Raw genomic sequence first — 21317 nt, 5'->3', positions numbered from 1 at the left:
CCCACACCCCCACGAAGCCCCGACACAACAATCTCACACTCACACCCACGCCAACCCCAAAACGATACCCATGAAAAACAGCGATATCGTCAAACGCGACCTGGACGTCCTCTGGCACCCCTGCACCCAGATGAAGGACCACGAGTGGCTCCCCCTCATCCCGGTCAAAAAGGGCGAGGGCGTCTGGCTGGAGGACTTCGACGGCAACCGCTACATCGACGCCATCAGCTCCTGGTGGGTCAACCTCTTCGGCCACTGCCACCCCCACATCAGCGGCGCCGTACAACAACAGGCCGCCGAACTCGAACACGTCATCCTCGCCGGCTTCTCCCATGAGCCCGTCGTGCGCCTGTCCGAGAAGCTGGTGCAGATCACCCCACCCGGGCTCAGCCGCTGCTTCTACACCGACAACGGCTCCTCCGCCGTCGAAGTGGCGCTGAAGATGAGCTACCACTACTGGCGCAACACCGGCAAGCCGGAAAAGCTCAAATTCATCACCCTGTCCAACAGCTACCACGGCGAAACCCTGGGCACCCTCGGCGTCGGCGACGTCGCCCTCTACAAAGAGACCTACAAGCCCCTGCTCATGGAGGCCATCACCGTCCCCTCCCCCGACGCCTTCCTGCGCGAGCCGGGCAGTAGCTGGGCCGAGCACGCCGAGCGCATGTTCGCCCACATGGAAGCGGCCCTGGAGCGCCACGCCCACGAGACCGCCGCCGTGATTGTTGAGCCGCTCGTCCAGTGCGCCGGCACCATGCGCATGTACCACCCGGTCTACCTGGAGCGGCTGCGCGAGGCCTGTGACCGCCACGGGGTGCACCTGATCGCCGACGAGATCGCCGTGGGCTTCGGCCGCACCGGCACGATGTTCGCCTGTGAGCAGGCCGGCATCAGCCCCGATTTCATGTGCCTGTCCAAGGGCCTGACCGCCGGCTACCTGCCCCTGGCCACCGTGCTCACCCACGACCGCATCTACCAGGCCTTCTACGACGACTACGCCACCCTGCGCGCCTTCCTCCACTCGCACAGCTACACCGGCAACCCGCTGGCCTGCGCCGCGGCCCTGGCCACCCTGGAGCTGTTCGAACGCGACGACGTCATCGCCCGCAACCGGGAGCTGGCACGCGAGATGGGCGAGGCCTTCGCCCACTTAGCCGATCACCCCCACGTGGGCGAGGTGCGCCAGACCGGCATGGTGCTGGCCGCCGAGATGGTGCCCGACAAGCACAAGCCCGAGCCCTACCCCTGGGAGGAGCGCCGCGGCATGATCGTCTACCAGCACGCGTTGAAGAACGAGGCGCTGATGCGCCCGCTGGGCAGCGTGGTCTACCTGATGCCGCCCTACGTGATCACCCCGGAACAGATCCGCCACCTGGCCCGGGTGGCCACCGAGGGCATCGACCTGGCCACCCGGGCATGAGCCGCGCACGCATCCACGTGGACACCCCGCTGGCGGCGGGTGCGACACTGACCCTGCCGGCGGAGACGACCCAGCACCTAAAGGCCTTCCGGCTGCGCCCCGGCGACGAACTGGTGCTCTTCGACGGTCGCGGCGGCGAGTACCGGGCTCGGCTGGAGGCGCTGGAGCGGCGCGAGGCGCGCCTGGCCCTCCTCGGTCACCACCCGGTGGAGCGCGAATCACCGCTGGCGCTCACCCTGGTCCAGGGCGTGGCCCGCGGCGAGCGCATGGACTTCACCGTGCAGAAGGCGGTGGAGCTGGGGGTGCGGCGCATCGTGCCGGTCTTCACCGACAATGGGGTCGTACGGCTGGAGGCGCGGCGCCGGGAAAAGCGGCGTCAGCACTGGCAGCGGGTGGCGGTGGCCGCCTGCGAGCAGTGCGGGCGTAACCGGGTGCCGGAGGTGGCACCGCCCCGCCCCCTGGCCGAGGTCTGGCCGGAACTGGCCGGGGGGGAGGCGGGTCAGGGGCTGGTGCTGACCCCGGGCGGGCGCTCCCTGCGGGCCCTTGCCGACGCCCACCCCGAATTACGACGGGCCTGGCTGCTGATCGGCCCGGAGGGGGGGTTGTCCGACGCCGAGGTGGCCCGGGCCTGCGAGGCCGGCGCCGAACCCGTCGGTCTGGGCCCGCGTATCCTGCGCACCGAGACCGCCGGCATCACGGCCCTGGCGGCCCTGCAGTTGCTCCACGGCGACCTGGCCGGCTGACGGCGCCCGGTGCCGCGACCGGCTGGCGGTCAGTCCGCTTCGCCGTCCATCGGGGTCTCCCCCGCCGCCGGCAATACCGCCATCAGCCGGTCCTCCACCGCGGTCAGGTCAGGAATCAGGCCGGGGGCGCCCCCCACCATCACCGGCCGGCCCGGCAGGTCCTGCGCCCGCGGTTCATCGTCTTCCGGGTCGCGCACATTGCCGGGGCGGATCGCCACCAGCTGCGGGATGTCCTCGGCCGCGATGCCGTAGAAGGGCAGGTCCCGGTGGTGCTTGAGCCCCTTGACCACGACGATGCGGCTGGCCGGCCCCGGTTCCGGGGCGGCCACCCCCTCGGCCAAGCATTGCACCGCGACCAGCGGCAGTCGCATCGCCCGCCAGTCGAAGGCCCCCAACAACCACTCGGGCACCTCCTGGGGGTAGGCCAGCGGTGTCACCCAGGCGATCACCTCGGCCACCACCGCCCCGGGCAGCAGCAGCTCGGTCTGGTCTGCATCCACCCGCATACCCGGGATCAGGTCGGACCCGGCCGCCTCGCGGCCGGTGGGCGCCGCCGCCCCGGGGTGATCCGGTCCGCTCGACTCGCTCATGACGGGCGCTCCTCCTCATCCTGCGGACGACGGCCCTCCACCAGTTCGCGGATGGCCGCGAGCAGTTCGCTCTCCTGGTACGGCTTGCCCATGTAGCGCTGGACGCCGATGTCCTCGGCGCGGCGGCGGTGTTTGTCACCGACCCGGGAGGTGATCATGATAATCGGCACCTCACTGAACTCCGGCTGATTGCGCATGTGCGTGGCCAGCTCGAAGCCGTCCATGCGCGGCATCTCGATGTCCAACAGCATGACGTCCGGCACCTGCTGCTCCAGCCGGGTCAGCGCCTCCATGCCATCGCGGGCGGTGACCACGTCCATGTGGTTGCGCTCCAGCAGGCGGGTCGCGACCTTGCGCATGGTGATGGAGTCGTCCACCACCATGACCAACGGCCGCTCGGTGTCCCGCTCCGGCACCGCCTCGGCCTCCGGCAGCCAGTGCGGCACGGCGGCCTGCTCGGCGTCCATCCGGGCCAGCGCGGAGACATCGAGAATGAGGATAACGCGGCCGTCTGCCATCACCGTGGCGCCGTAGATCCCGGGCACGGCACTGATCTGCGGCCCCACCGACTTGACCACGATCTCCTGGTTGCCACGGATGGCATCCACCTGCAGCGCCAGGCGCCTGCGCCCGGCGTTGACCAGCAGCAGGTGCACCGGCCGCCCCCCGGCCGGCCACTGCGCCCGGCCACCCCCCAGCAGCACCTGCAGGCTGCGCAGGTCGTAACGCTGGCCGGCAAACTCGTACCGGGCCCCCTCGGGATCGGCGAGCTGCTGCAGCGCCTCCTGCCGGTCCATGCGCGCCACCCCCTCGATGCTAGACAGCGGGATGGCGTAGACCTGATCGCCCACCTCGCAGAGCAGGGCGTGGTTGATCGCCAGGGTGAAGGGCAGCCGGATGGTGAAGGTACTGCCCGCGCCCGGCTCGGATTCGATCTCCAGGTTACCGCCCAGCTCACGGATGGCGGTGTCCACCACATCCATCCCCACACCGCGCCCCGCCACCTGGGTCAGCGACTCGGCGGTGGACAGGCCCGAGGCCAGAATCAGCCGCAGGGCCTGCTTTCGGCTGAGCGAATCGTCCGGGCGCACCAGACCGGCGGCCTCGGCCTTGGCGCGGATGGCGTCCGGGTCGATGCCGCGGCCATCGTCGCTGACGGTGACCACGATGTCCGCCCCCTCGCGGTAGACATCCAGCGAGACGGTGCCGGTCTCCGCCTTGCCCGCCGCCCGGCGCTCCTCCGGCGGCTCGATGCCGTGGGAAAGGGCGTTGCGCAGCATGTGCTCCAGCGGCGGGGTGAGCCGCTCGAGCACGGTGCGATCCAGCTCCCCCTGGCTGCCCAGCAGCTTCAGCTCGGCCTTTCGGCCCAGCTCCTGCGCGGTCTGGCGCATGATCCGGCGCAACCGCGGCAGCAGGTTGGCGAAGGGCACCATGCGGGTGCGCATCAGTCCATCCTGCACCTGGGCGTTGAGCCGGGCCTGGTCGGTGAGCAGGGACTCGGACTCGCGGGCCAGGTAGCCGAGCATCTCCTCGAGGTTGCTCAAATCAGAGACGCTCTCCGCCAGCGCGCGGGAGAGCTCCTGGATGTGGGAGAAACGGTCCAGTTCCAGAGGGTCGAATTCCGCCCGGCGGGCATCCTCCTGGTCGCGGTTGAAGCGGTAGAGGATCTGCGCCTCGGTCTCGATCTCCAGGTCGCGCAACTGCCGGCGCAGACGGTTGACCGTCTCGTCCAGTTCATTGAGGTTGAAGCGCAGGGCGCCGCTGTTCTGCTCCAGGCGGGCCCGAACGATGCTGACCTCGCCGGCGTAGGAGACCAGCTGATCCAGCAGCTCCGCGCGCACCCGCACCGCGTCCTGGTGCGCCACGCGCGGCTGTTCCCCGGCACGCTCCGCGGCCTCCGGTTCGGGCGGGGTCGACTCCGCCTCGTAGACCGGGGCCTCGTCGGCGAGGGGTTCTGCCGGCGGGGGGGGCTCCGCGGTCTCCACCGTTGGCTCTGGGGCCGGAGGCTGCGGGGCTTCGACAGGGGCCGGCCCGGCGGTCTCGGCCTCGGGTTCCTCCGGCTCGGGTAGCTGCGTCGCAGGCTCCTCCGCCTGGGGCGCTTCCGTCTCGGGCGCCTCCGCCTGGGGCGAGGCCGGCCCCTCGCCACGGACCCGGCGCAGCAGGGCCTCGTCCGCCTGCGGCCAGTAGCCCTGCTTGACCTCCTCGGTCATCTCCGCCAGGCGATCCAGGCCGGCGTTGAGCAGGGAGAAATAGGCCGCATCGGCGCTCTGGGGGGCCCCGGCCACCTCGGCGGCCCTGGACTCCAGGGCGTGGCAGAGATCGCCAATGGCCCGGAAGCCGGCCAGCCGGGCACCGCCTTTGAGGGTGTGCAGTGAGCGGTGGACCTCCCGCAGGGCGCCTTCGCCGCCCGCGCCCGAGGCCCAGTCGTGAATGGTGGTCTCGAGAAAGCCGAGCAGGTCCTCGGCCTCCTCGGTGAACAGCGCCACCAGGTCCGGATCCATGCCGTCGCTGGCGGTCCAGCGCCGGGCCGCCTCTTCGTCGTCGAGTTCCATGGCCGATCCCGCCGCGCTCTCGGCCTCCAGGTCCGCCAGCTCCCGGATCAGCTCATCGGCCTCGTCGTCCGGCTGCTCGGCGCTCGCCACCCCGGCGCCCTCGACGTAGCGGTGCAGCAGGTCCACGCCCCGGCTGAAGGCATCCACCTCGGCCGGACTCAGCGGTTGCCGCAGTTCCATCCGGTGGCGGGCGAGGGTCTCCAGCGCCCGGCCCAAGCGCGCCATACCGTCGATGCCGGCGGTCCGCGCGCTCCCCACCAGGGTGTGCAGGGCCCGGTTCAACCCCTGACCGATCTCGCATTGCCCCTCGGTATGGCAGCGTCCGACGAACTCGCGGACGGTGGCCAGATGGGTCTCGCTCTCGGTATGGAAGATCTCGAGCAGCGCCGGATCCACGTCCTGTTCCTGGGGCGCCGCTGCTTCTGTCGGTTCCGTGGGCTCGCGGGGCTCGTCGGACACGGCCGTCTCCGGCTCCTCCTCTTCCGCCTCCGACCCGCTCTCGGCCAACGCCTCCTCCGATGGCGGGACCACCGGCGCCGGTTCGGCCGCCACCGGGGGCAGCCAGTCGTCCAGAGCGGGATCGGCCAGCACCGCGGCGCGCCGGATCAGCGGCCGCACCCCGGCCGGCGGCGCTGTCCCGTCCCGGAGGTGGGCCACCAGTCCGGGGAGGTGATCGAGCGCCTCCGCCACCACGGCAAAGAGATCCGGCCCGGGGGTGAGCTTGCCGGCCGTGACCCGATTGAGGAGGTTCTCCACCGCCCAGGCCATCTCGCCCATGAGCAGGGCGCCCGCCAGCCGGCCGCTGCCCTTCAGGGTGTGGAAGGCGCGCCGGGTCTCCACCAGGGCGTCGTGATCGTCGGGGTTGCGGTGCCAGCGCTGGAAGGACTCGCGCAGGGGGCCGGCCAGGTCGCCGACTTCCTCCAGGTAGATCTCAACGATCTCCGGGTCCGAATCCTCGGCCAGGGCCGGCACCTGGGGGTCCGGGGTGCCGGCCTGCTGGCGCGTGGCGGCCGGGGGCGCCGACGCGGGCCCCTCCGTTGCCGGTGCCTCTGCTGCAGGCTCCTCTGCTGCGGGCTCCGCTCCAATCGGCTCCGCTTCGATGGGCTCCTCGGTGACCGGGATGTCCGCCGCCGGCGCCTCTTCCTCTGGGGCCGGGGCGGTGTCCGCCGCGGTCTCGGCATCCGGGGGCCCAACCGGCTCGCCGCCGGTCTCCGCGGCCGCTTCGTCCACCGCCCCGGTCGCCGGCACGGCCTCGCTCAGGCGCTCCGCCGCCGCCTCGGCCACGGCCAGGGCGGCGTCACGGTCCGCCCGGTCCTCGGCGATCCCCTGGAGGTGGTATTCCAGTCCGGTGACGGCCTCCGCCAGCGGTTCCAGTAAGCCGGCCTCCGCAGGCGCCAGGCCGTCCCGGATCGCCTGCACCAGCCGGCGCAGGGCCGCATCGGCCCGTTCCAGCCCGACCACGCGCAACAGCCCGCCGACCTCCTCCAGGCTGTCGCCCGCTTCCCTGAGGGCATCGTGATCGGCGTTATCGATGTAGCGGGTGAGCGCCTGCTCGATGCGTTCGAAGCCGTTCAGCGCCTCGTCCAGCGCCTGCGCCAGCGCCTGGCGGTACTCGGCCTCGAACACGGTCTGTTCGGTCTCTCCGGGCGCTTCCCCCGGTGCCTGGACACGGGTGGCGGCCCGCGCCGGGCCGGCCCCGGTGATGTGCTCGACCCGCCCCTGCAGCGCGGCCTCCACGTAGAGCAGGGCGCGCGCCACCTGGTCCAGGCTGCCCTCATCGGCCGGCCGCTCGCCGCCGCGGATGGCGTCAACGGTAGCCATCTGCTCCCGCACCTCGCGGACCGCGGGCTCCAGCCCCAGGGTGTCCAGGGTATGGGCCAACGGCTCCAGCAGGGTCTGCAGGGAATCCAGCCGCTCGGTGTCCTCACCATTTGAGCGCGCGAAAAGGTCCAGGGCATCCTTCGCCGAGGCGATCTCCTCGCGCAGCACGCCGGCCACCGCCTCCATCACCTCGCCGTTGAGGCCCTGTGGCCCGGCCTCGGTCGCCGGCGGGAGCTGTTCCTCCAGCCGGTACCGCTCCGCGATGGCCCGGAGCCGTTCCGTCTCCGGTCGGGCCCGGGCGATGTGGTAGAGCAGCTCGCGCAGGAGCCCGGCGCGGGCCTCGCCGCCCTGGTCGTCCTGCCCGGTGTCGGCCACCCGGCGCAGTTCGCGGTCGACCCGCCCGAGCAGCAGGCGCAGGGACTGATCCAGGGTCAGCAGGCCCTGCTCCAGGGCCTCCACCACCCCCCCGGCGATCCACCAGAGCGCGCCCTGTTGATCGTCCGTGCAGGCCCGGTCCAGCTCATCGAGAACGGCACGCAACCGCCCCAGGTCCGCCTGCGGTTGCTCGGCCCGCAGGACGCCCAGCAGGGCCCGCTGGTAGGGCGCGCGCAGTCGCCGCGCCGCAGCGGCCAGGCGCTCGCCGCCGGGCTCGCCCTCATGGGCCCGTTGGTCCTCCCCGCCGTCCGCTGCCGGGTCCGGGCGGAACCAGGCGCTGGCCGACAGAGGCGGCTCGCCACCCGCCTGACGCAGCCGGTTGATCAGCCCCAGAAGGTGCACCGGGTGGTCGCGCAGGCGCCCGGACTGCACCTGCTCCAGGTAGTCCGGCAGTTGCAGCAGCGCCCCCATCAGCGCCTCCTGCGCCGGCGCCGGTTCCGCGATCGCCTCGTCCAGCAGCCGGGAGGTCAACTGTTCCATCGCCTCGACCAGCCGTTGACCGCCCTCCAGGCCGAGCAGGGCGAGCACACCACGGACGTGGCGCAGCGCCTCGAGCGAGGCCTCCAGGTCGTCCACCGCCTCCCGGTCCTCGCTGGCGCACTCCAGGGCATCGGCGGCCTGGCGCAGGGCCTCCCTGAGCTCGTGGCGGACCCAGCCCAGGCCGCTGCGGTGGATGGCGGCGGAATCAGTCATGGTCCGGCAGTTTGAACCCGGCCACGGAGCTGCGCAGATCGCTGGCCAGCGCCGTGAGGTTTCCGATGGAGTCGGCCGTCTCCCGGGTGCCCGCCGAGGTCTCGTCGGTGATCCCCTGGATGACCTTCATGGTGTCCGAGACGTTGGCCGCGGCATTGGCCTGCTGGCGGGAGGCCCGGGAGATGCTCTGGATCAGCGCCGCCAGGTCAGTGGAGACGGATTCGATCTCGCGCAGGGCATCGCCGGCGTTTTCGGCGAGCTGCGCCCCCTCCACTACCCCGGCGGTGCTCTGCTCCATGGACAGCACCGCCTCGTTGGTGTCGGTCTGAATGGTCTTGACCAATGCCTCGATCTGTTTGGTGGCGTTGCCCGAGCGCTCGGCCAGGCGCTGCACCTCGTCCGCAACCACCGCGAACCCGCGCCCGGTCTCGCCGGCCATGGCGGCCTGGATGGAGGCGTTGAGCGCGAGGATATTGGTCTGATCGGAGATGTCGTTGATCAGTTCGACGATGTTGCCGATCTCCTGGGAGGACTCACCCAGGCGCTTGATGCGTTTGGCGGTCTCCTGGATCTGCTCGCGGATGGTGTCCATGCCCTCGATGGTGGCCCGCACCGTCTCCGCCCCCTTGGTGGCGATATTCACCGCCTGCTGGGCGACCCGCGCCGACTCCTCGGCGTTGCGGGAGACCTCGTCGATGGATTGGGCCATGTCCTCGATGGCGGTGGAGGCGCTGCTGATCTGCTGGGCCTGCTGGCCGGAGGCCTCGGCGAGCCGGGTGGCGGTGGCCTGGGTCTGCTCGGCGGAGGCGGAGACCTGCTCGGCGGTGCGGTTGATGGTGGCCACCAGGCTGCGCAGGTTGTCGATGGCGTCGTTGAAGGCGTCGGCGATGGCGCCGGTGATCTCCTCGCCCACGGAGGCCTGGGTGCGCAGGTCCCCCTCGCGCAGGTCCTCGAGCTCGTCGAGCAGCTTGAGGATGGCCTCCTGGTTGCGCCGCGACTCCTCGTCCACCCGTCGCTTATCCTCGGCGCGGGCCGCCAGCACCTCGCGGAACACCCGGGTAGAGAAGAGCGCGGCGCTGGCCAGCAGAATCAGTGTGATGCCGCCCAGTCCGCCCGCCAGCGCCGGCTGCAGCCAGCGGTCATCGGCCCGTTGCCGCAACCGGGTACTGAGTTCGCCGGCGGGCTCGCGGAGCTGGTCACTGGTGCGGAGCAACTCCCGGGCAACCTCCCGCACCGCCAAGTCCGGCGCCTCCTGGCCCGCGGCGCCAGCCAGCCGGCTCAACAGCCGCTCGCCGGCCGACGTGACCGCCGGCAGGCCCTCGCTGACCGTGCGACGGGCCTGCACCAGCGCCGGCGGGGCGCCGTATCCGGCCACCGGGTCGACCGACGTTAGGGTGTCGGCATGGCCCCTGACATCGGCCAGCGCCTGTTCCAGCCGGGCCACCTCCACCGGGTCGCCGCGCCCGGCGCGCGCCGCCTGGTCACGAAGCTCCAGCAGCTCCACCTCGAGACCCTGGCCGGCCGCCAGCTGCCCCCGGTCGGCCGCCTGCAGGTGCAGGGTCAGGCCGATCACCAGCGCGGTGAGCACCGTGGTGATCGCCGCCAGCGAGGTAAAAAGGCGCGCCTTCGACTGGGTGGATCCCTGCTGTGGTTTGTCTGTTCGAGCCGCCGTCATACTGAATCAACCTCTCTGTGCATCCTGCTCAGGCCGCCACCCGCATGAAACGGGGGTCACGCACCAGCCGCACCGGGCGAAAGACCGGCCAGTCACCATCCTCGCGCTGAAACACCCCGGCGATGCAGCGCGCCAGGTCGGACGACAGCCCGCCCGGCACCTGGGCCAGCCAACCGCCGCGAGCACAGGGGCGCAGCCCCAGCACCTCGTCCACCAACAGGCCGGCCACCACCTCCCCGGCGCGCATGATGACAATGCGTGTCAGGTGGGACATGTTGACCGGGCCCTGGCCGAAGAAGCCGTCCAGGTCGATGACCGGGATCAGGGTGCCACGGACGTTGGCCACGCCCTTGACCCAATCGCGGGTGTGGGGCACGGGGGTCAGCGGGGGGCAGGGCATCACCTCCGCCACTTCGTGCATCGGCAGCAGGAAATGGCGCCCGGAGAACCGCACCGCCACCCCGTACCATTCGGACTCGCCCCCCTCGTCGACCGTCAGGTCCAGGGGATGGGCACGGCCCATCCGATCCAGGGCCCGCAGGGCATCGAAGGCGGTGGGCTGTTCCTCCAGGCTCAACACAGCGCTCAGCCGCCCAACACCGCGCGTACCTTCTGGAGCAGTTCATCGCGCTCCACGGGCTTGGCGATGTAATCCACCGCGCCCTGGCGCTTGGCCCAGATCCGGTCGGTGGCCTGGTCCTTGCTGCTGACCATGATCACCGGGATCGAGGCGGTCTCGGCGTCGCGGTTGAGCCGCCGGGTGGCCTGGAAGCCGTTCATGCCGGGCATGACGATGTCCATGAGGATAAGATCGGGATGGGCGCTGCGCGCCTGTTCCAGCCCCTGCTCCCCGTCACCGGCCTCAATCAGCTGGTGCCCCTCCCCCTCCAGGATGGAGCGGATGGCGTGGAGATCGGTGGGTGAATCGTCGATAACCAGAATGCGCGCCATGGTGTGAACTCCCCGTCCTTAGATGATGTCCTTAAAGAGTGTGTCAGGCCGTCTGCGTGATATGGCGGCGAATGGCGTCCAGCAGCTCGCCCCGGGTAAACGGCTTGGTGAGGTACTGCTCGGAACCGACAATGCGCCCCCGCGCCCGGTCGAACAGGCTGTCCTTGCTGGAGAGCATGATCACGGGCGTGGCCCGGAAGGCGGGGTTGTTCTTGACCAGCGCGCAGGTCTGGTAGCCGTCCAGGCGCGGCATCATGATGTCAATGAAGATGATATCCGGCCGATGTTCGGCCACCTTGGCCAGGGCCTCGAACCCGTCGGTGGCCGTGATCACCTCGCAGCCTTCCTTTTTGAGGAGTGTCTCGGCCGTGCGGCGGATGGTCTTGCTGTCGTCGATGACCATCACCTTCAGGCCCTGCACGTCCTGCTCTGACGCTTCGCTTTCCACCCGCGCCCCCTCGTCGATGGCAGAAATCCCGCTGCCCGCCGGACGGCAGCGGCACGAGTTCCTCCCCCAGGTATTTACCATAGGTGTCCGACCGAATACTACCTTACGACTAACTGGGTACCGGCGCCGACGCCGCCCCGCCCCTCATACTCAGCGCCGACACGCGGTATCATGCGGCCATCGTATTCACTTGACGCGGGCAACCGCCCCGGCCCCGAGGAACCTTCATGAGCGTACGACTGGGCGTGGTCATGGACCCCATCCACGCGATCAAACCCTGGAAGGACACCACCCTGGCCCTGTTGCTGGAGGCCGAGCGCCGCGGCTGGGTACTGCATTATCTGGAGACCGGCGATCTGGCCCTGCGCGACGGCCGACCCCTGGGCCGAAACCGGCCACTGACGGTGCGGGACGACAACCGGGACTGGTTCGAGCTGGGCGAACCGGCCTGGGGCCCGCTGGAGGCGCTGGACGTCATCCTCATGCGCAGCGATCCACCGGTGGACACCGCCTATGCCTACGCCACCCACGTACTGGAGCTGGCTGAGCTGGCGGGGGTCCAGGTGATCAACCGCCCGGAGGCGCTGCGCGACTGCAATGAGAAGCTCTTTACCGCCCAGTTCCCGCAGTGTTGCGCCCCCACCCTGGTCAGTGCCGATGCCGGGCAGCTGCGGGCCTTCATGGCCGAGCAAGAGCATGTGGTGCTGAAGCCGCTGGATGCCATGGGCGGCGCCTCGATCTTCGTGGTCCGGGATGGCGACCCCAACACCAGTGTCATCCTGGAGACCCTCACCCGGGAGGGCACCCTCCAGATCATGGCCCAGCGCTACCTGCCGGAGATCGAGGCGGGCGACAAGCGGATCCTGATGATCGGCGGCGAGCCGCTGCCCTGGGCGCTGGCCCGTATCCCGCGCGAGGGCGAGACCCGGGGCAACCTGGCCGCCGGCGGGCGCGGCGTCGGGGTGGAACTGACCGACCGCGACCGCTGGATCTGCGAACAGGTGGCCCCGGAATTGCGCCGGCGCGGGCTGGATTTCGTCGGCCTGGATGTGATCGGTGATTACCTCACCGAGATCAACGTCACCAGCCCCACCTGCGTCCGGGAGCTGGACGCCATTTACGAGACCAATATCTCCGCACGCCTGATGGACTTGGTGGAAACCCGGCTATGAGCCGTTTCCGCCTGATACGGCTGGCCACCCTGCTCGGTCTCGCCGCGCTGGTGCTCAACGCCTGCAGCGGTGAGGAGCTGCAACACCGGGAACGCTTCTACGCCCTGGGCACGCTGGTGGAGGTCACCATCCACGGCCAGCCCGAACGCACCGCCCTGGCGGCGGCCGATCGGGTGCGCCGGCGGCTGGAGGATTACCAGCAGCGCTGGCACCCGGCCGGCGATGGCGAACTGGGCCAGATCAACCGCGCCTTGGCCGCCGGCGAAACCAGCCCCGCGGCCAGCGACGAGCTGCTCGCCCTGCTGGCCACCGGCCGGGAACTGGAACGGCTCAGCGGCGGCCTGTTCACCCCGGCCATCGGGGAGTTAATCCGCCTGTGGGGTTTCGAGGACGACGGCCGCGACGCCCAACGGCCCGACCCGCAGGCGCTCGAGGCCTGGCTGAGCGCCCGGCCCAGCCTGCGCGACCTGCGCGAGGAGGATGGCCGTCTGGCCAGCGACCACACCGGGCTGCGGCTCAACCTGGGGGGGTACGCCAAGGGCTATCTCATCGGCCAGGCGGTGGACGATCTGCGCCGTCAGGGCATCGAGCGTGCGGTGGTGAATGTGGGCGGTGATCTGCTCACCCTGGGCGAGCCCCGCGGCCGCCCCTGGCGCATCGGCATCCGCCACCCCCACCAGGAGGGCATTATCGCGTCGCTGGAGGTTGGGGCCGACACCGCCGTATTCACCTCCGGCGACTACGAACGCGATTTCGAGCAGGACGGTGAGCGCTACCACCACATCCTCGACCCGCGCAGCGGCCACCCGGCCCGCGGCCTGAGCGCCGCCACCGTGGTCCATTCGGACCCGGTGCGGGCCGACGCCGCCAGTACCGCGCTGATGCTGGCCGGCCCGGAGGACTGGCCGGCCGTGGCCCGGCGGCTCGGGGTCCAGCGGATCATGCTGGTGGAGCCGGACGGGCGCATCCACCTGACGGAATCGATGCAGGCCCACCTGCGGGTGGAGCAGACCCCGGAGGCCGGCGTGCGGAGCTGGCCCGACCCGTGACCTGGACCGACCGGCTGGTACTGGTGATCGCGATCAGCGGGGTGGCCCTGCTCTACCCCTGGCTCTGGGACGGCCGGGAGGGGGAGGCGGAAACGGTGCGGATCTGGGCTGGTGACAGCGAATACGCCCGTTACCCGCTGGATCGGCCGCGCACGGTGGAGGTCCCCGGGCCGCTGGGGACCACGGTGGTGGAGATCGCCGATGGGGGCGCGCGGGTGGTCTCCGACCCCGGGCCGCGGCAGATCTGCGTGCGCGCCGGGCGCCTGGACACCCCCGGCGACCAGGCCCTCTGCCTGCCCAACCGGGTCGCGGTGGAGATCCTCGGCGCCGAACCCCGCTACGACACCATCCATTACTGACTATGACAGCGCCCCGCTACCGCCGCCTGAAGAGTGACCGCGACGACCTGCGGATCGCCACCCTGGCCGCCCTGGCCCTGGCGATTCACGTGGCCGAGGCGGCGTTGCCCAGCCCGCTGCCCGGCATCAAACCGGGGCTGGCCAACATCATCACGGTGGCCGCGTGCTGGCTCTACGGCTGGCGGGTGGCCGTCTGGATCACCGTGCTGCGGGTGTTGGCCGGCGGCATCCTGATGGGCACCCTGCTCTCCCCCACCTTCTTCCTCAGCCTGGCGGGCGGCCTGGGTGCACTGGGCGGCCTCGCGCTGGCCCGGACCCTGCCCGGCGCCAGCGCGGTCAGCTACAGTCTGCTGGCCGCCCTGGCCCACATGGGGGCCCAGTTCACCGCGGCCTGGTGGTTGTTCATTCCGCACCCGGGGCTCTGGCTCCTCTTTCCGCCCTTCATGACCGCCGCCATCGTTTTCGGGCTGGTCAACGGTATAATGGCCAGCGCCATGATCCGCGAACTCGGCCGCCCGCCGCGCCGGGATGGCCACGAGGCAGCATGACCGCAGCCGCCCGACAACCCCGTTTACATCGGCCCGCCTGGACCGGGACCGACCACGGCCGGCTGCTGGTCGCGATGGTGGTGGCCGCGCTGATCCACGCCGCCGTCATCTTCGGGCTCGGTCTGTCATTCCCCGAACCGGAACGGGCCGAACGGCCGCCGCTGATCGACGTCACCCTGAGCCGCCATGACAGCGGGATGCCCGAGGACTACGACTTCCTGGCGGAGAGTGATCAGTTGGGCGGCGGTGCCGCGGAGACCCCCGAGCCCCATGTACCGGAGACGCCCGCCTCGCGGATCGCCCGGGAGACGCCGCTGCCGGAGCCGGAGCCCGACCCCGAGCCGACCCCCACCGCAGAGACCCCGGCGGAGGTACCCGCGCTGACCACCGAGGAGGCCCCCGTGGACAGGCCGGAGAGCGAACAGGCCGAGCGCGAGCCGGAGCAGCGCCAGCCGCTGGACCTGGCCGCCGCCCGCCGGGCCGCGATCAACGCCCCCACGCCCGAACGGGCCCAGCCCGATGCCCGCGGCCCCAGCCGCCAGTTCATCAGCTCCAGCACCCGCAGCCATCCCGCCGCCGAGTACATGCGCCAATGGGTGGCCCGGGTTGAGGACGTGGGCAACCGTAACTACCCCAATGAGGCCCGGCGGCGTGGGCTGTCCGGGCGCCTGGTGCTGCAGGTCACCCTGGAGCCCGACGGCGAGGTCGCCGCGGTGCGCATCCTGGAGCCCTCGCGCCACCGCTTGCTGGACGAGGCGGCGGTCCGCATCGTCCGCCTTTCCGCCCCCTACGCCCCGGTGCCGGACGATGTCCTGCAGGGCAACGATCAACTGGTGATCACCCGCACCTGGGAGTTTCTGGGCAGCGATCTCTCGGCGCGCTGACCGGAGGGCCGGCGGCCTTGTCCCCCGGCCACTGGACAGGGATACTAAACGCATGAGCGAGACAAGCGACAACGGGGGCTGGCTGAGCGACCACTTCGCCATCGCAATGCCCAGCCTGCAGGACCCCAACTTCGCGCACGCCGTGATCTACATCTGTGAGCACGGCCCGGAGGGCGCGATGGGCCTGGTGATCAATCACCCCTCCGATCTCAAGCTGAGGGACCTGTTCGAGCACATGGACATCGAGCCGGGCCCCGACGCCCCGGTGGACACCCCGGTCTTCCTCGGCGGCCCGGTACAGCGCGAACGCGGCTTTGTGCTCCACCCACCGGACGATCAGTGGGAGGCCTCAGCACAGGTCTCGCCCCAGGTCAGTGTCACCACCTCCCGCGACATCATCACGGCCCTGGCCCAAAACCGCGGCCCCCGCCGCTTTCTGATGGCCCTGGGTTACGCGGGTTGGGGCGCCGGGCAGCTGGAGGAGGAGATGACCAGCAATGCCTGGCTGACGGTGCCGGCGACCAGCACCATCCTCTTCGACACCCCGGTGCCGCAGCGCTGGGAGGCCGCGGCGGCGCAACTGGGGGTGGATATCAGCCGCATGTCCGGCGAAAGCGGGCATGCCTGACCCCGTATCGGGCACCTGGCTGGCCTTCGATCACGGGGACCGGCGCATCGGCGTGGCCGTGGGTGAGGCCCTGACCGGCGGCGGCCGGGCCCTGATCACCCTGAGCGCCCGCGCCGGTCAGCCCGACTGGGAGGAGGTCGGCCGGCTCCTGGCGGAGTGGCGGCCGCAGGGGGTGGTGGTGGGGCTGCCGCTGCACGCCGACGGCAGCGACTCGGAAAGCACCCGCGCCGCGCGCAAGTTCGCCCAGCGCCTGCACGGCCGCTACGGGCTGCGGGTGGAGCTGGTGGACGAGCGGCTCTCCTCCCACGAAGCGGCGGCACGGCTCTCCGAACGCCGCGGCCGCCCCACCCGCCGGCCCGGCGCCCTGGACAGCGAGGCGGCACGGGTCATCCTGGAAACCTGGTTCAGCCAACAGGGGTGCGCATGACCACACCCGAGGTAACACCGCTACTCGAGCGCGTCCAACACGATCTGGAGGGCCGGCTGCAGGCCCTCGATGCCCCCCTCGACGAGGCCGCCATGGTCGGCATCCACACCGGTGGCGCCTGGGTGGCCCGGGCGTTGCACCAGCGGCTGGGCCTGGCGCTGCCCCTGGGCACCCTGGATATCGCCTTCTACCGCGATGACGTCGGCCAGGCGGGGCTCAACCCCCAGGTGCGCCCCTCCAGCCTGCCCTTCGACGTGGACGATCGGGTCATCGTGTTGGTCGATGACGTGCTGCACACCGGACGGACGGTGCGCGCCGCACTCAACGAGATCTTCGACTACGGCCGCCCGGCCGCCGTGCTGCTGGTGGTGCTGGTGGACCGCGGCGGACGCGAGTTGCCCTTCGCCGCCGATGTCGTCGGTACCCGGCTCTCTCTGCCCCGGCACCGACGCATTAAACTGAGCGGCCCCGAACCCCTGCACTTCATCATTCAGGACACGGCATGAACGCACAGTTGGACAACCAGGGCCGGTTGCGCCACTTCCTGACCACGGAAGGCCTGCCCCGGCCGCTGCTGAACCAGATCCTCGACACCGCCGAGAGCTTCACCGGCGTCATCGGCAAGTCGGTCAAGAAGGTCCCGCTGCTGCGCGGCCGCACGGTCATCAACCTGTTTTTCGAGCCGAGCACGCGAACCCGCACCACCTTCGAGTTGGCCGCCACCCGGCTGTCGGCGGACGTGCTCAACATCGACGTGGCGGTCTCCTCCCAGTCCAAGGGCGAGAGCCTTCTGGACATGCTGCGCAACCTGGAGGCCATGCAGTGCGACGCCTTCGTGGTGCGCCACGGCGACAGCGGCACCGCCGAGTTTATCGCCCGCCACGTCCGGCCCGGGGTGAGCGTGCTGAACGCCGGCGACGGCCGCCACGCCCACCCCACCCAGGCCATGCTGGACATGTTCACCATCCGCCAGCACAAGGGCGATTTCGAACCGCTGCGGGTGGCCATTGTCGGCGACATCCTGCACTCGCGGGTGGCCCGCTCCCAGATTCACGCCCTCAATGGCCTGGGCGCCGGCGAGGTCCGGGTGATCGCCCCGCGCACCCTGCTGCCACGGGATGTGGAGACCCTGGGCGTGCGGGTGTTCCACGACATGCAGGCCGGGCTCCGCGATGTCGACGTGGTGATGATGCTCCGGCTGCAACGGGAGCGCATGCGCGGCGCCCTGCTGCCCAGTGAGGGCGAGTACTTCAAGCTTTACGGCCTGACCGAGGAGAAACTCTCGGTGGCTCACCCGGACGCCATCATCATGCATCCCGGTCCCATCAACCGCGGTGTGGAGATGAACTCGGCGGTGGCCGACGGGCCGCGTTCAGTCATCCTGCAACAGGTCACCAACGGGATCGCCGTGCGCATGGCGCTGATGTCCATGCTGCTCGGCCGGGCCGGCGGAGGGGAGGACGCATGACGGCATGGAGCATCACGGGGGCCCGGGTGGTGGACCCGGCCAGCGACCGGGATGAGGTCGTGGATCTGCACATCGCCGATGGGCGCATCGCCGCCCTGGGGGCACCGCCCAGCGGCTGGCAACCGGAGCATATCCTCCAGGCCACCGGCCTGGTGGCCTGCCCGGGGCTGATCGACCTGGCGGCGCGGACCCGAGAGCCGGGGCAGGCGCGCAAGGCCAATATCGCCAGTGAGGCCCGGGCCGCGGCGGCCGGGGGAATCACCACGCTGATCTGCCCGCCGGACACCCGCCCCGTCACCGATACGCCTTCGGTGGTGGAGCTGATCCGCAACCGCTCCGCAGCGGCGGGCGGGGCCCGGGTGCTGCCGCTGGGGGCGCTGACCCGGAACCTGGACGGGGGGCAGTTGAGCGAGATGGTGGCCCTGAGCGAGGCGGGCTGCCCCGGGCTGTCCGACGGCGGCCGGCCGATCGCCGACAGCCTGGTGCTGCGCCGGGCGCTGGAGTACGCCGCCACCTTTGATCTGCCCGTGCACCTGACCCCGGAGGAGCCCATCCTGGCCCAGGGCCTGGCCCACGAGGGGCAGCTGGCCACCCGGATGGGCCTGCCCGGGATCCCGGTGGCCGCCGAGACGGCCGGGCTCGGCCGCATGCTCGCCCTGGCCGAGGAGATCGGGGCCCGGGTCCACTTCGGCCGGTTGTCCAGCCGCCGCGGTCTCGAGCTGATCCTGGCCGCCCAGCGCAACGGTCAGCCGGTGACCGCCGACGCCGCCATTCATCAGCTGTTTCTCACCGAGATGGACATCTACGGCTACCAGAGCCAGGCCCACGTGCGCCCGCCGCTGCGTTCCACCGGCGACCGCGACGCCCTGCGCCGGGCGCTGGCGGCCGGCGAGCTTCCGGTCCTCTGCTCCGACCACCAGCCCCACGATCCGGACGCCAAGCGTTGCCCCTTCGCCGAGAGCGAACCAGGCATCTCCGGGCTGGACAGCCTGCTGGCGCTCGTCTTGCGCCTGGCCGACGAGCTCAACCTGCCCCTGACCCGCGCCCTGGCACCGGTCACCAGCGGCCCGGCACGGGTCCTGGACCTGCCGGGTGGGCGCCTGACCGAGGGCGCCCCGGCGGACATCTGCCTGTTCGATCCGGACGAGGTCTGGTGGTTCAAGGCCAGCGACATGCACAGCCGGGGCGAGAACAGCCCGTTTACGGGCTGGGAATTCACCGGCCGGGCCCGCTACACCATCGTCGACGGACTCCGGGTCTATGACGCCCACAACTGAGGCGCCCTTCCGCGGCCGGGTGGTGAGCACCGCGGGCCTGCCCGACGGCCAGCTGCTGATCCGCCTGGCGCTGCCCGAGCTGGCGCGGGCGGTCCCGGGCCAGTTCCTCTACCTGCAACTGCCCGGGGGCCCGCAACCCCTTTGGCTGGTCGAGGCGCACGGCGGCGAGGGCTGGCTGGCGGGCGTACTGGACGGCCGCCGGCTGCCGGAGGGGTACGCCCCGGCGCCGGGCGGGACCCTGGCGTGCAGCCGGCTGCAGGGCGAGGGCTTCGGGGAGCTCAGCGGTGACAAGCTGGTGGTGCTGGGTCAGGACGAGGGGGTGGCCGCCGCGCTGTTCCTGGCCCAGCGGCTCGGCCGCGGGCGCGCACGGCTGGTGCTGCTGGGCACCGCGGGCGAGCGCCTGCCCTTCCGCCCGCGGCCATCCCGCTTCGTCATCCCCGGCATGCCGCCGGGCACCATCGCCGGCAACGGGGTCATGGAGCAGGCGGGGATCGCCAGCCGGCTGGCCATCACCGGCATGGAGCAGCCGGGGTGCCACCACGGCACCGTGGCGGAGCTGCTGATCGCCTGGTGGCAGAGTGTGCCGGACTGGGACCGCCAGGGCTGGGCGCTGGCCGCCGCCGGCCCCTGGCACTGGCTGGAAGGCCTGCAACAACAACGGCCCGCTGGACTACCCCTGGCCGACTGCCGCCTCCCCTGAACCCCATAGGGCCTTATCCCCGTCACCGCGAGGCCCAGACCCACTACCACCGTCACCGCGGGAAGGCCCACCCCCACCGTCACTGCGAGGAGGCGAAGCCGACGCGGCAGTCTACCGCCTTGGATCGCCACGGGCCTTCGGCCCTCGCGATGACGGGGGGAAAGCCTTCGGCCCTCGCGATGACGGGGGGAAAGCCTTCGGCCCTCGCGATGACGGGGGAAAGCCTTCGGCCCTCGCGATGACGGGAGGCAGAGGCCGGTCAGCGCAGTTTGGGGCCGCGGGGCGCCTCCTCCTCATCGTCCACCAGCGAAAGCCCCTCCGTGTTCTTCTCCAGCGACGCCTGCGGCGCCTCGCCGCTTTCGTGCAGCTTGGCCATCAGCCGCACCTCGTTCTCCGAGTCGGCGTGGCGCAGCGCATCCTCGTAGGTGATCTGGCCGTTGCGGTAGAGCTCGTAGAGGTGCTGGTCGAAGGTGCGCATGCCCTGCTCGTTGGAGCGCTTCATGATGTCCTTGAGCTCGTGCACCTCGCCCTTGCGGATCTTGTCGTGCACCAGCGGCGTACCCAGCAGGACCTCCACCGCCGGCACCCGGCCCTGGCCGTCCACTGTCGGGATCAACTGCTGCGCCACCACCGCCTTGAGGTTCAGCGACAGGTCCATGTAAAGCTGCTTGAGCCGGTCGGAAGGGAAGAAGTTGACGATGCGGTCCATCGCCTGGTTGGCGTTGTTGGCGTGCAGCGTCGCCAGGCAAAGATGCCCCGTCTCGGCGAAGGCAATGGCGTAATCCATGGTCTCCTTGGAGCGGATCTCGCCGATCAGGATCACGTCCGGGGCCTGGCGCAGGGTGTTGCGCAGGGCCACGTCGAAGGATTCAGTGTCCACCCCCACCTCGCGCTGGGTGACGATGCACTTGTTGTGCTGGTGGACGAACTCGATCGGATCCTCGATGGTGATGATGTGGCCCGAGGCGTTGCGGTTACGATAGCCAATCATCGCGGCCAGCGAGGTGGATTTGCCGGTGCCGGTGCCGCCGACGAAGATGATCAGCCCCCGCTTGGTCATGGCCAGCTGCTCGATGAGCTTCGGCAGCTTGAGCTGCTCCACCGTCGGGATATTGGTCTCGATCCGGCGCAGCACCATGCCCGGTGTCGAGCGCTGATAGAAGGCGCTGACCCGGAACCGCCCCAAACCGCTGGCGGAGATGGCAAAGTTGCATTCGTGGAACTGCTCAAACTCCTCGCGCTGGGCGGGGGTCATAATCGATTGCACCACCTGACGCGACTGGTCGGCGGTGAGCGGTGTCTTGGAGACCGGCATGATCTGCCCGGAGACCTTCATGCAGGGCGGCACACCCGTGGTGATGAACAGGTCCGAGCCCCCTTTCTTCACCATGAGTTCGAGCAGGGCGTTGAAATCCATCGATTACCTCTGACTGCCGGGCCACGGCCAGGCTCAGCGCCGACCCCTGTGCCCGATAAG

At 70.7% G+C, this 21317-nt stretch carries 20 protein-coding genes; 13 read left to right on the top strand and 7 right to left on the bottom strand.

All coding sequences use genetic code 11. From position 1 onward, the window contains the following. The first annotated feature begins 70 nt into the window (after positions 1-70). Both MLG_RS01840 and MLG_RS01835 read left to right on the top strand, forming a co-directional pair. The gene (locus tag MLG_RS01840; RefSeq protein ID WP_011628113.1) at positions 71-1420 is read left to right on the top strand and encodes an adenosylmethionine--8-amino-7-oxononanoate transaminase; all 1350 of its coding nucleotides are present in this window, start codon (positions 71-73) and stop codon (positions 1418-1420) included. After that, a complete protein-coding gene (locus MLG_RS01835; RefSeq protein WP_011628112.1) occupies positions 1417-2163 on the top strand; it encodes a 16S rRNA (uracil(1498)-N(3))-methyltransferase in 747 nt (248 codons plus the stop codon). The genes MLG_RS01840 and MLG_RS01835 overlap by 4 nt, the downstream gene beginning before the upstream one ends. A gap of 29 nt (positions 2164-2192) precedes the next feature. Here the strand turns inward: MLG_RS01835 and MLG_RS01830 are convergent, their stop codons facing one another. Genes MLG_RS01830 through MLG_RS01805 form a run of 6 tightly spaced genes read right to left on the bottom strand, consistent with a single transcriptional unit; the run spans position 2193 to position 11283 of the window. Then, positions 2193-2753 (bottom strand): chemotaxis protein CheW, encoded by a 561-nt coding sequence (locus MLG_RS01830; RefSeq protein WP_011628111.1) that lies wholly within the window; start codon positions 2751-2753, stop codon positions 2193-2195. Beyond that, on the bottom strand, positions 2750-8254 hold the full coding sequence (locus tag MLG_RS01825) for a hybrid sensor histidine kinase/response regulator (protein ID WP_011628110.1): 5505 nt from the start codon (positions 8252-8254) through the stop codon (positions 2750-2752). The genes MLG_RS01830 and MLG_RS01825 overlap by 4 nt, the downstream gene beginning before the upstream one ends. Beyond that, positions 8247-9929: a methyl-accepting chemotaxis protein gene (locus MLG_RS15805; RefSeq protein ID WP_011628109.1), complete on the bottom strand. Its 1683-nt coding sequence runs from the start codon at positions 9927-9929 to the stop codon at positions 8247-8249. Before MLG_RS15805 ends, MLG_RS01825 begins: the two co-directional genes overlap by 8 nt. A gap of 28 nt (positions 9930-9957) precedes the next feature. Further along, a complete protein-coding gene (locus MLG_RS01815; protein ID WP_049753504.1) occupies positions 9958-10506 on the bottom strand; it encodes a chemotaxis protein CheW in 549 nt (182 codons plus the stop codon). Positions 10507-10514: 8 nt separating this feature from the next. Next, positions 10515-10880, bottom strand: coding sequence for a response regulator (locus tag MLG_RS01810; RefSeq protein WP_011628107.1), 366 nt, complete (start codon positions 10878-10880; stop codon positions 10515-10517). A 43-nt stretch (positions 10881-10923) separates the two neighbouring features. Then, the gene (locus MLG_RS01805; protein WP_041718188.1) at positions 10924-11283 is read right to left on the bottom strand and encodes a response regulator; all 360 of its coding nucleotides are present in this window, start codon (positions 11281-11283) and stop codon (positions 10924-10926) included. Positions 11284-11555: 272 nt separating this feature from the next. Here MLG_RS01805 and gshB point away from each other — a divergent pair, with 272 nt between their 5' ends. From gshB to MLG_RS01750, 11 genes are read left to right on the top strand one after another with little or no spacing between them, the layout of a single operon-like run. Continuing rightward, positions 11556-12500: a glutathione synthase gene (gshB, locus tag MLG_RS01800; RefSeq protein WP_011628105.1), complete on the top strand. Its 945-nt coding sequence runs from the start codon at positions 11556-11558 to the stop codon at positions 12498-12500. Continuing rightward, positions 12497-13549, top strand: a complete 1053-nt coding sequence (locus MLG_RS01795; RefSeq protein ID WP_011628104.1) for an FAD:protein FMN transferase — start codon at positions 12497-12499, stop codon at positions 13547-13549. The genes gshB and MLG_RS01795 overlap by 4 nt, the downstream gene beginning before the upstream one ends. Then, the gene (locus MLG_RS01790; RefSeq protein WP_011628103.1) at positions 13546-13908 is read left to right on the top strand and encodes a NusG domain II-containing protein; all 363 of its coding nucleotides are present in this window, start codon (positions 13546-13548) and stop codon (positions 13906-13908) included. The genes MLG_RS01795 and MLG_RS01790 overlap by 4 nt, the downstream gene beginning before the upstream one ends. Positions 13909-13910: 2 nt before the next feature. Continuing rightward, entirely contained in the window at positions 13911-14456 is a 546-nt protein-coding gene (locus tag MLG_RS01785) for a Gx transporter family protein (RefSeq protein WP_011628102.1), read from the top strand. Further along, positions 14453-15340, top strand: a complete 888-nt coding sequence (locus tag MLG_RS01780; protein WP_011628101.1) for an energy transducer TonB — start codon at positions 14453-14455, stop codon at positions 15338-15340. The genes MLG_RS01785 and MLG_RS01780 overlap by 4 nt, the downstream gene beginning before the upstream one ends. 52 nt (positions 15341-15392) lie before the next feature. Next, positions 15393-15968: a YqgE/AlgH family protein gene (locus MLG_RS01775; RefSeq protein WP_011628100.1), complete on the top strand. Its 576-nt coding sequence runs from the start codon at positions 15393-15395 to the stop codon at positions 15966-15968. Beyond that, the gene (ruvX, locus tag MLG_RS01770) at positions 15961-16395 is read left to right on the top strand and encodes a Holliday junction resolvase RuvX (RefSeq protein ID WP_011628099.1); all 435 of its coding nucleotides are present in this window, start codon (positions 15961-15963) and stop codon (positions 16393-16395) included. The genes MLG_RS01775 and ruvX overlap by 8 nt, the downstream gene beginning before the upstream one ends. Beyond that, positions 16392-16901: a bifunctional pyr operon transcriptional regulator/uracil phosphoribosyltransferase PyrR gene (gene pyrR, locus MLG_RS01765; protein WP_011628098.1), complete on the top strand. Its 510-nt coding sequence runs from the start codon at positions 16392-16394 to the stop codon at positions 16899-16901. Before ruvX ends, pyrR begins: the two co-directional genes overlap by 4 nt. Then, positions 16898-17863, top strand: coding sequence for an aspartate carbamoyltransferase catalytic subunit (locus MLG_RS01760; RefSeq protein ID WP_011628097.1), 966 nt, complete (start codon positions 16898-16900; stop codon positions 17861-17863). Before pyrR ends, MLG_RS01760 begins: the two co-directional genes overlap by 4 nt. Continuing rightward, positions 17860-19140: a dihydroorotase gene (locus MLG_RS01755; RefSeq protein WP_011628096.1), complete on the top strand. Its 1281-nt coding sequence runs from the start codon at positions 17860-17862 to the stop codon at positions 19138-19140. The genes MLG_RS01760 and MLG_RS01755 overlap by 4 nt, the downstream gene beginning before the upstream one ends. After that, positions 19124-19840, top strand: coding sequence for a ferredoxin reductase domain-containing protein (locus MLG_RS01750; protein ID WP_011628095.1), 717 nt, complete (start codon positions 19124-19126; stop codon positions 19838-19840). The genes MLG_RS01755 and MLG_RS01750 overlap by 17 nt, the downstream gene beginning before the upstream one ends. A gap of 259 nt (positions 19841-20099) precedes the next feature. On the opposite strand, the gene MLG_RS01745 is transcribed toward MLG_RS01750, so the two are convergent. Beyond that, positions 20100-21257, bottom strand: coding sequence for a PilT/PilU family type 4a pilus ATPase (locus MLG_RS01745; protein ID WP_011628094.1), 1158 nt, complete (start codon positions 21255-21257; stop codon positions 20100-20102). Between the last annotated feature and the right edge of the window lie 60 nt (positions 21258-21317).

The sequence above is a fragment of the Alkalilimnicola ehrlichii MLHE-1 genome (genome assembly GCF_000014785.1).
Taxonomy (GTDB): Bacteria; Pseudomonadota; Gammaproteobacteria; order Nitrococcales; family Halorhodospiraceae; genus Alkalilimnicola; species Alkalilimnicola ehrlichii.
This window is presented reverse-complemented; position numbering and strand designations above follow the sequence as displayed.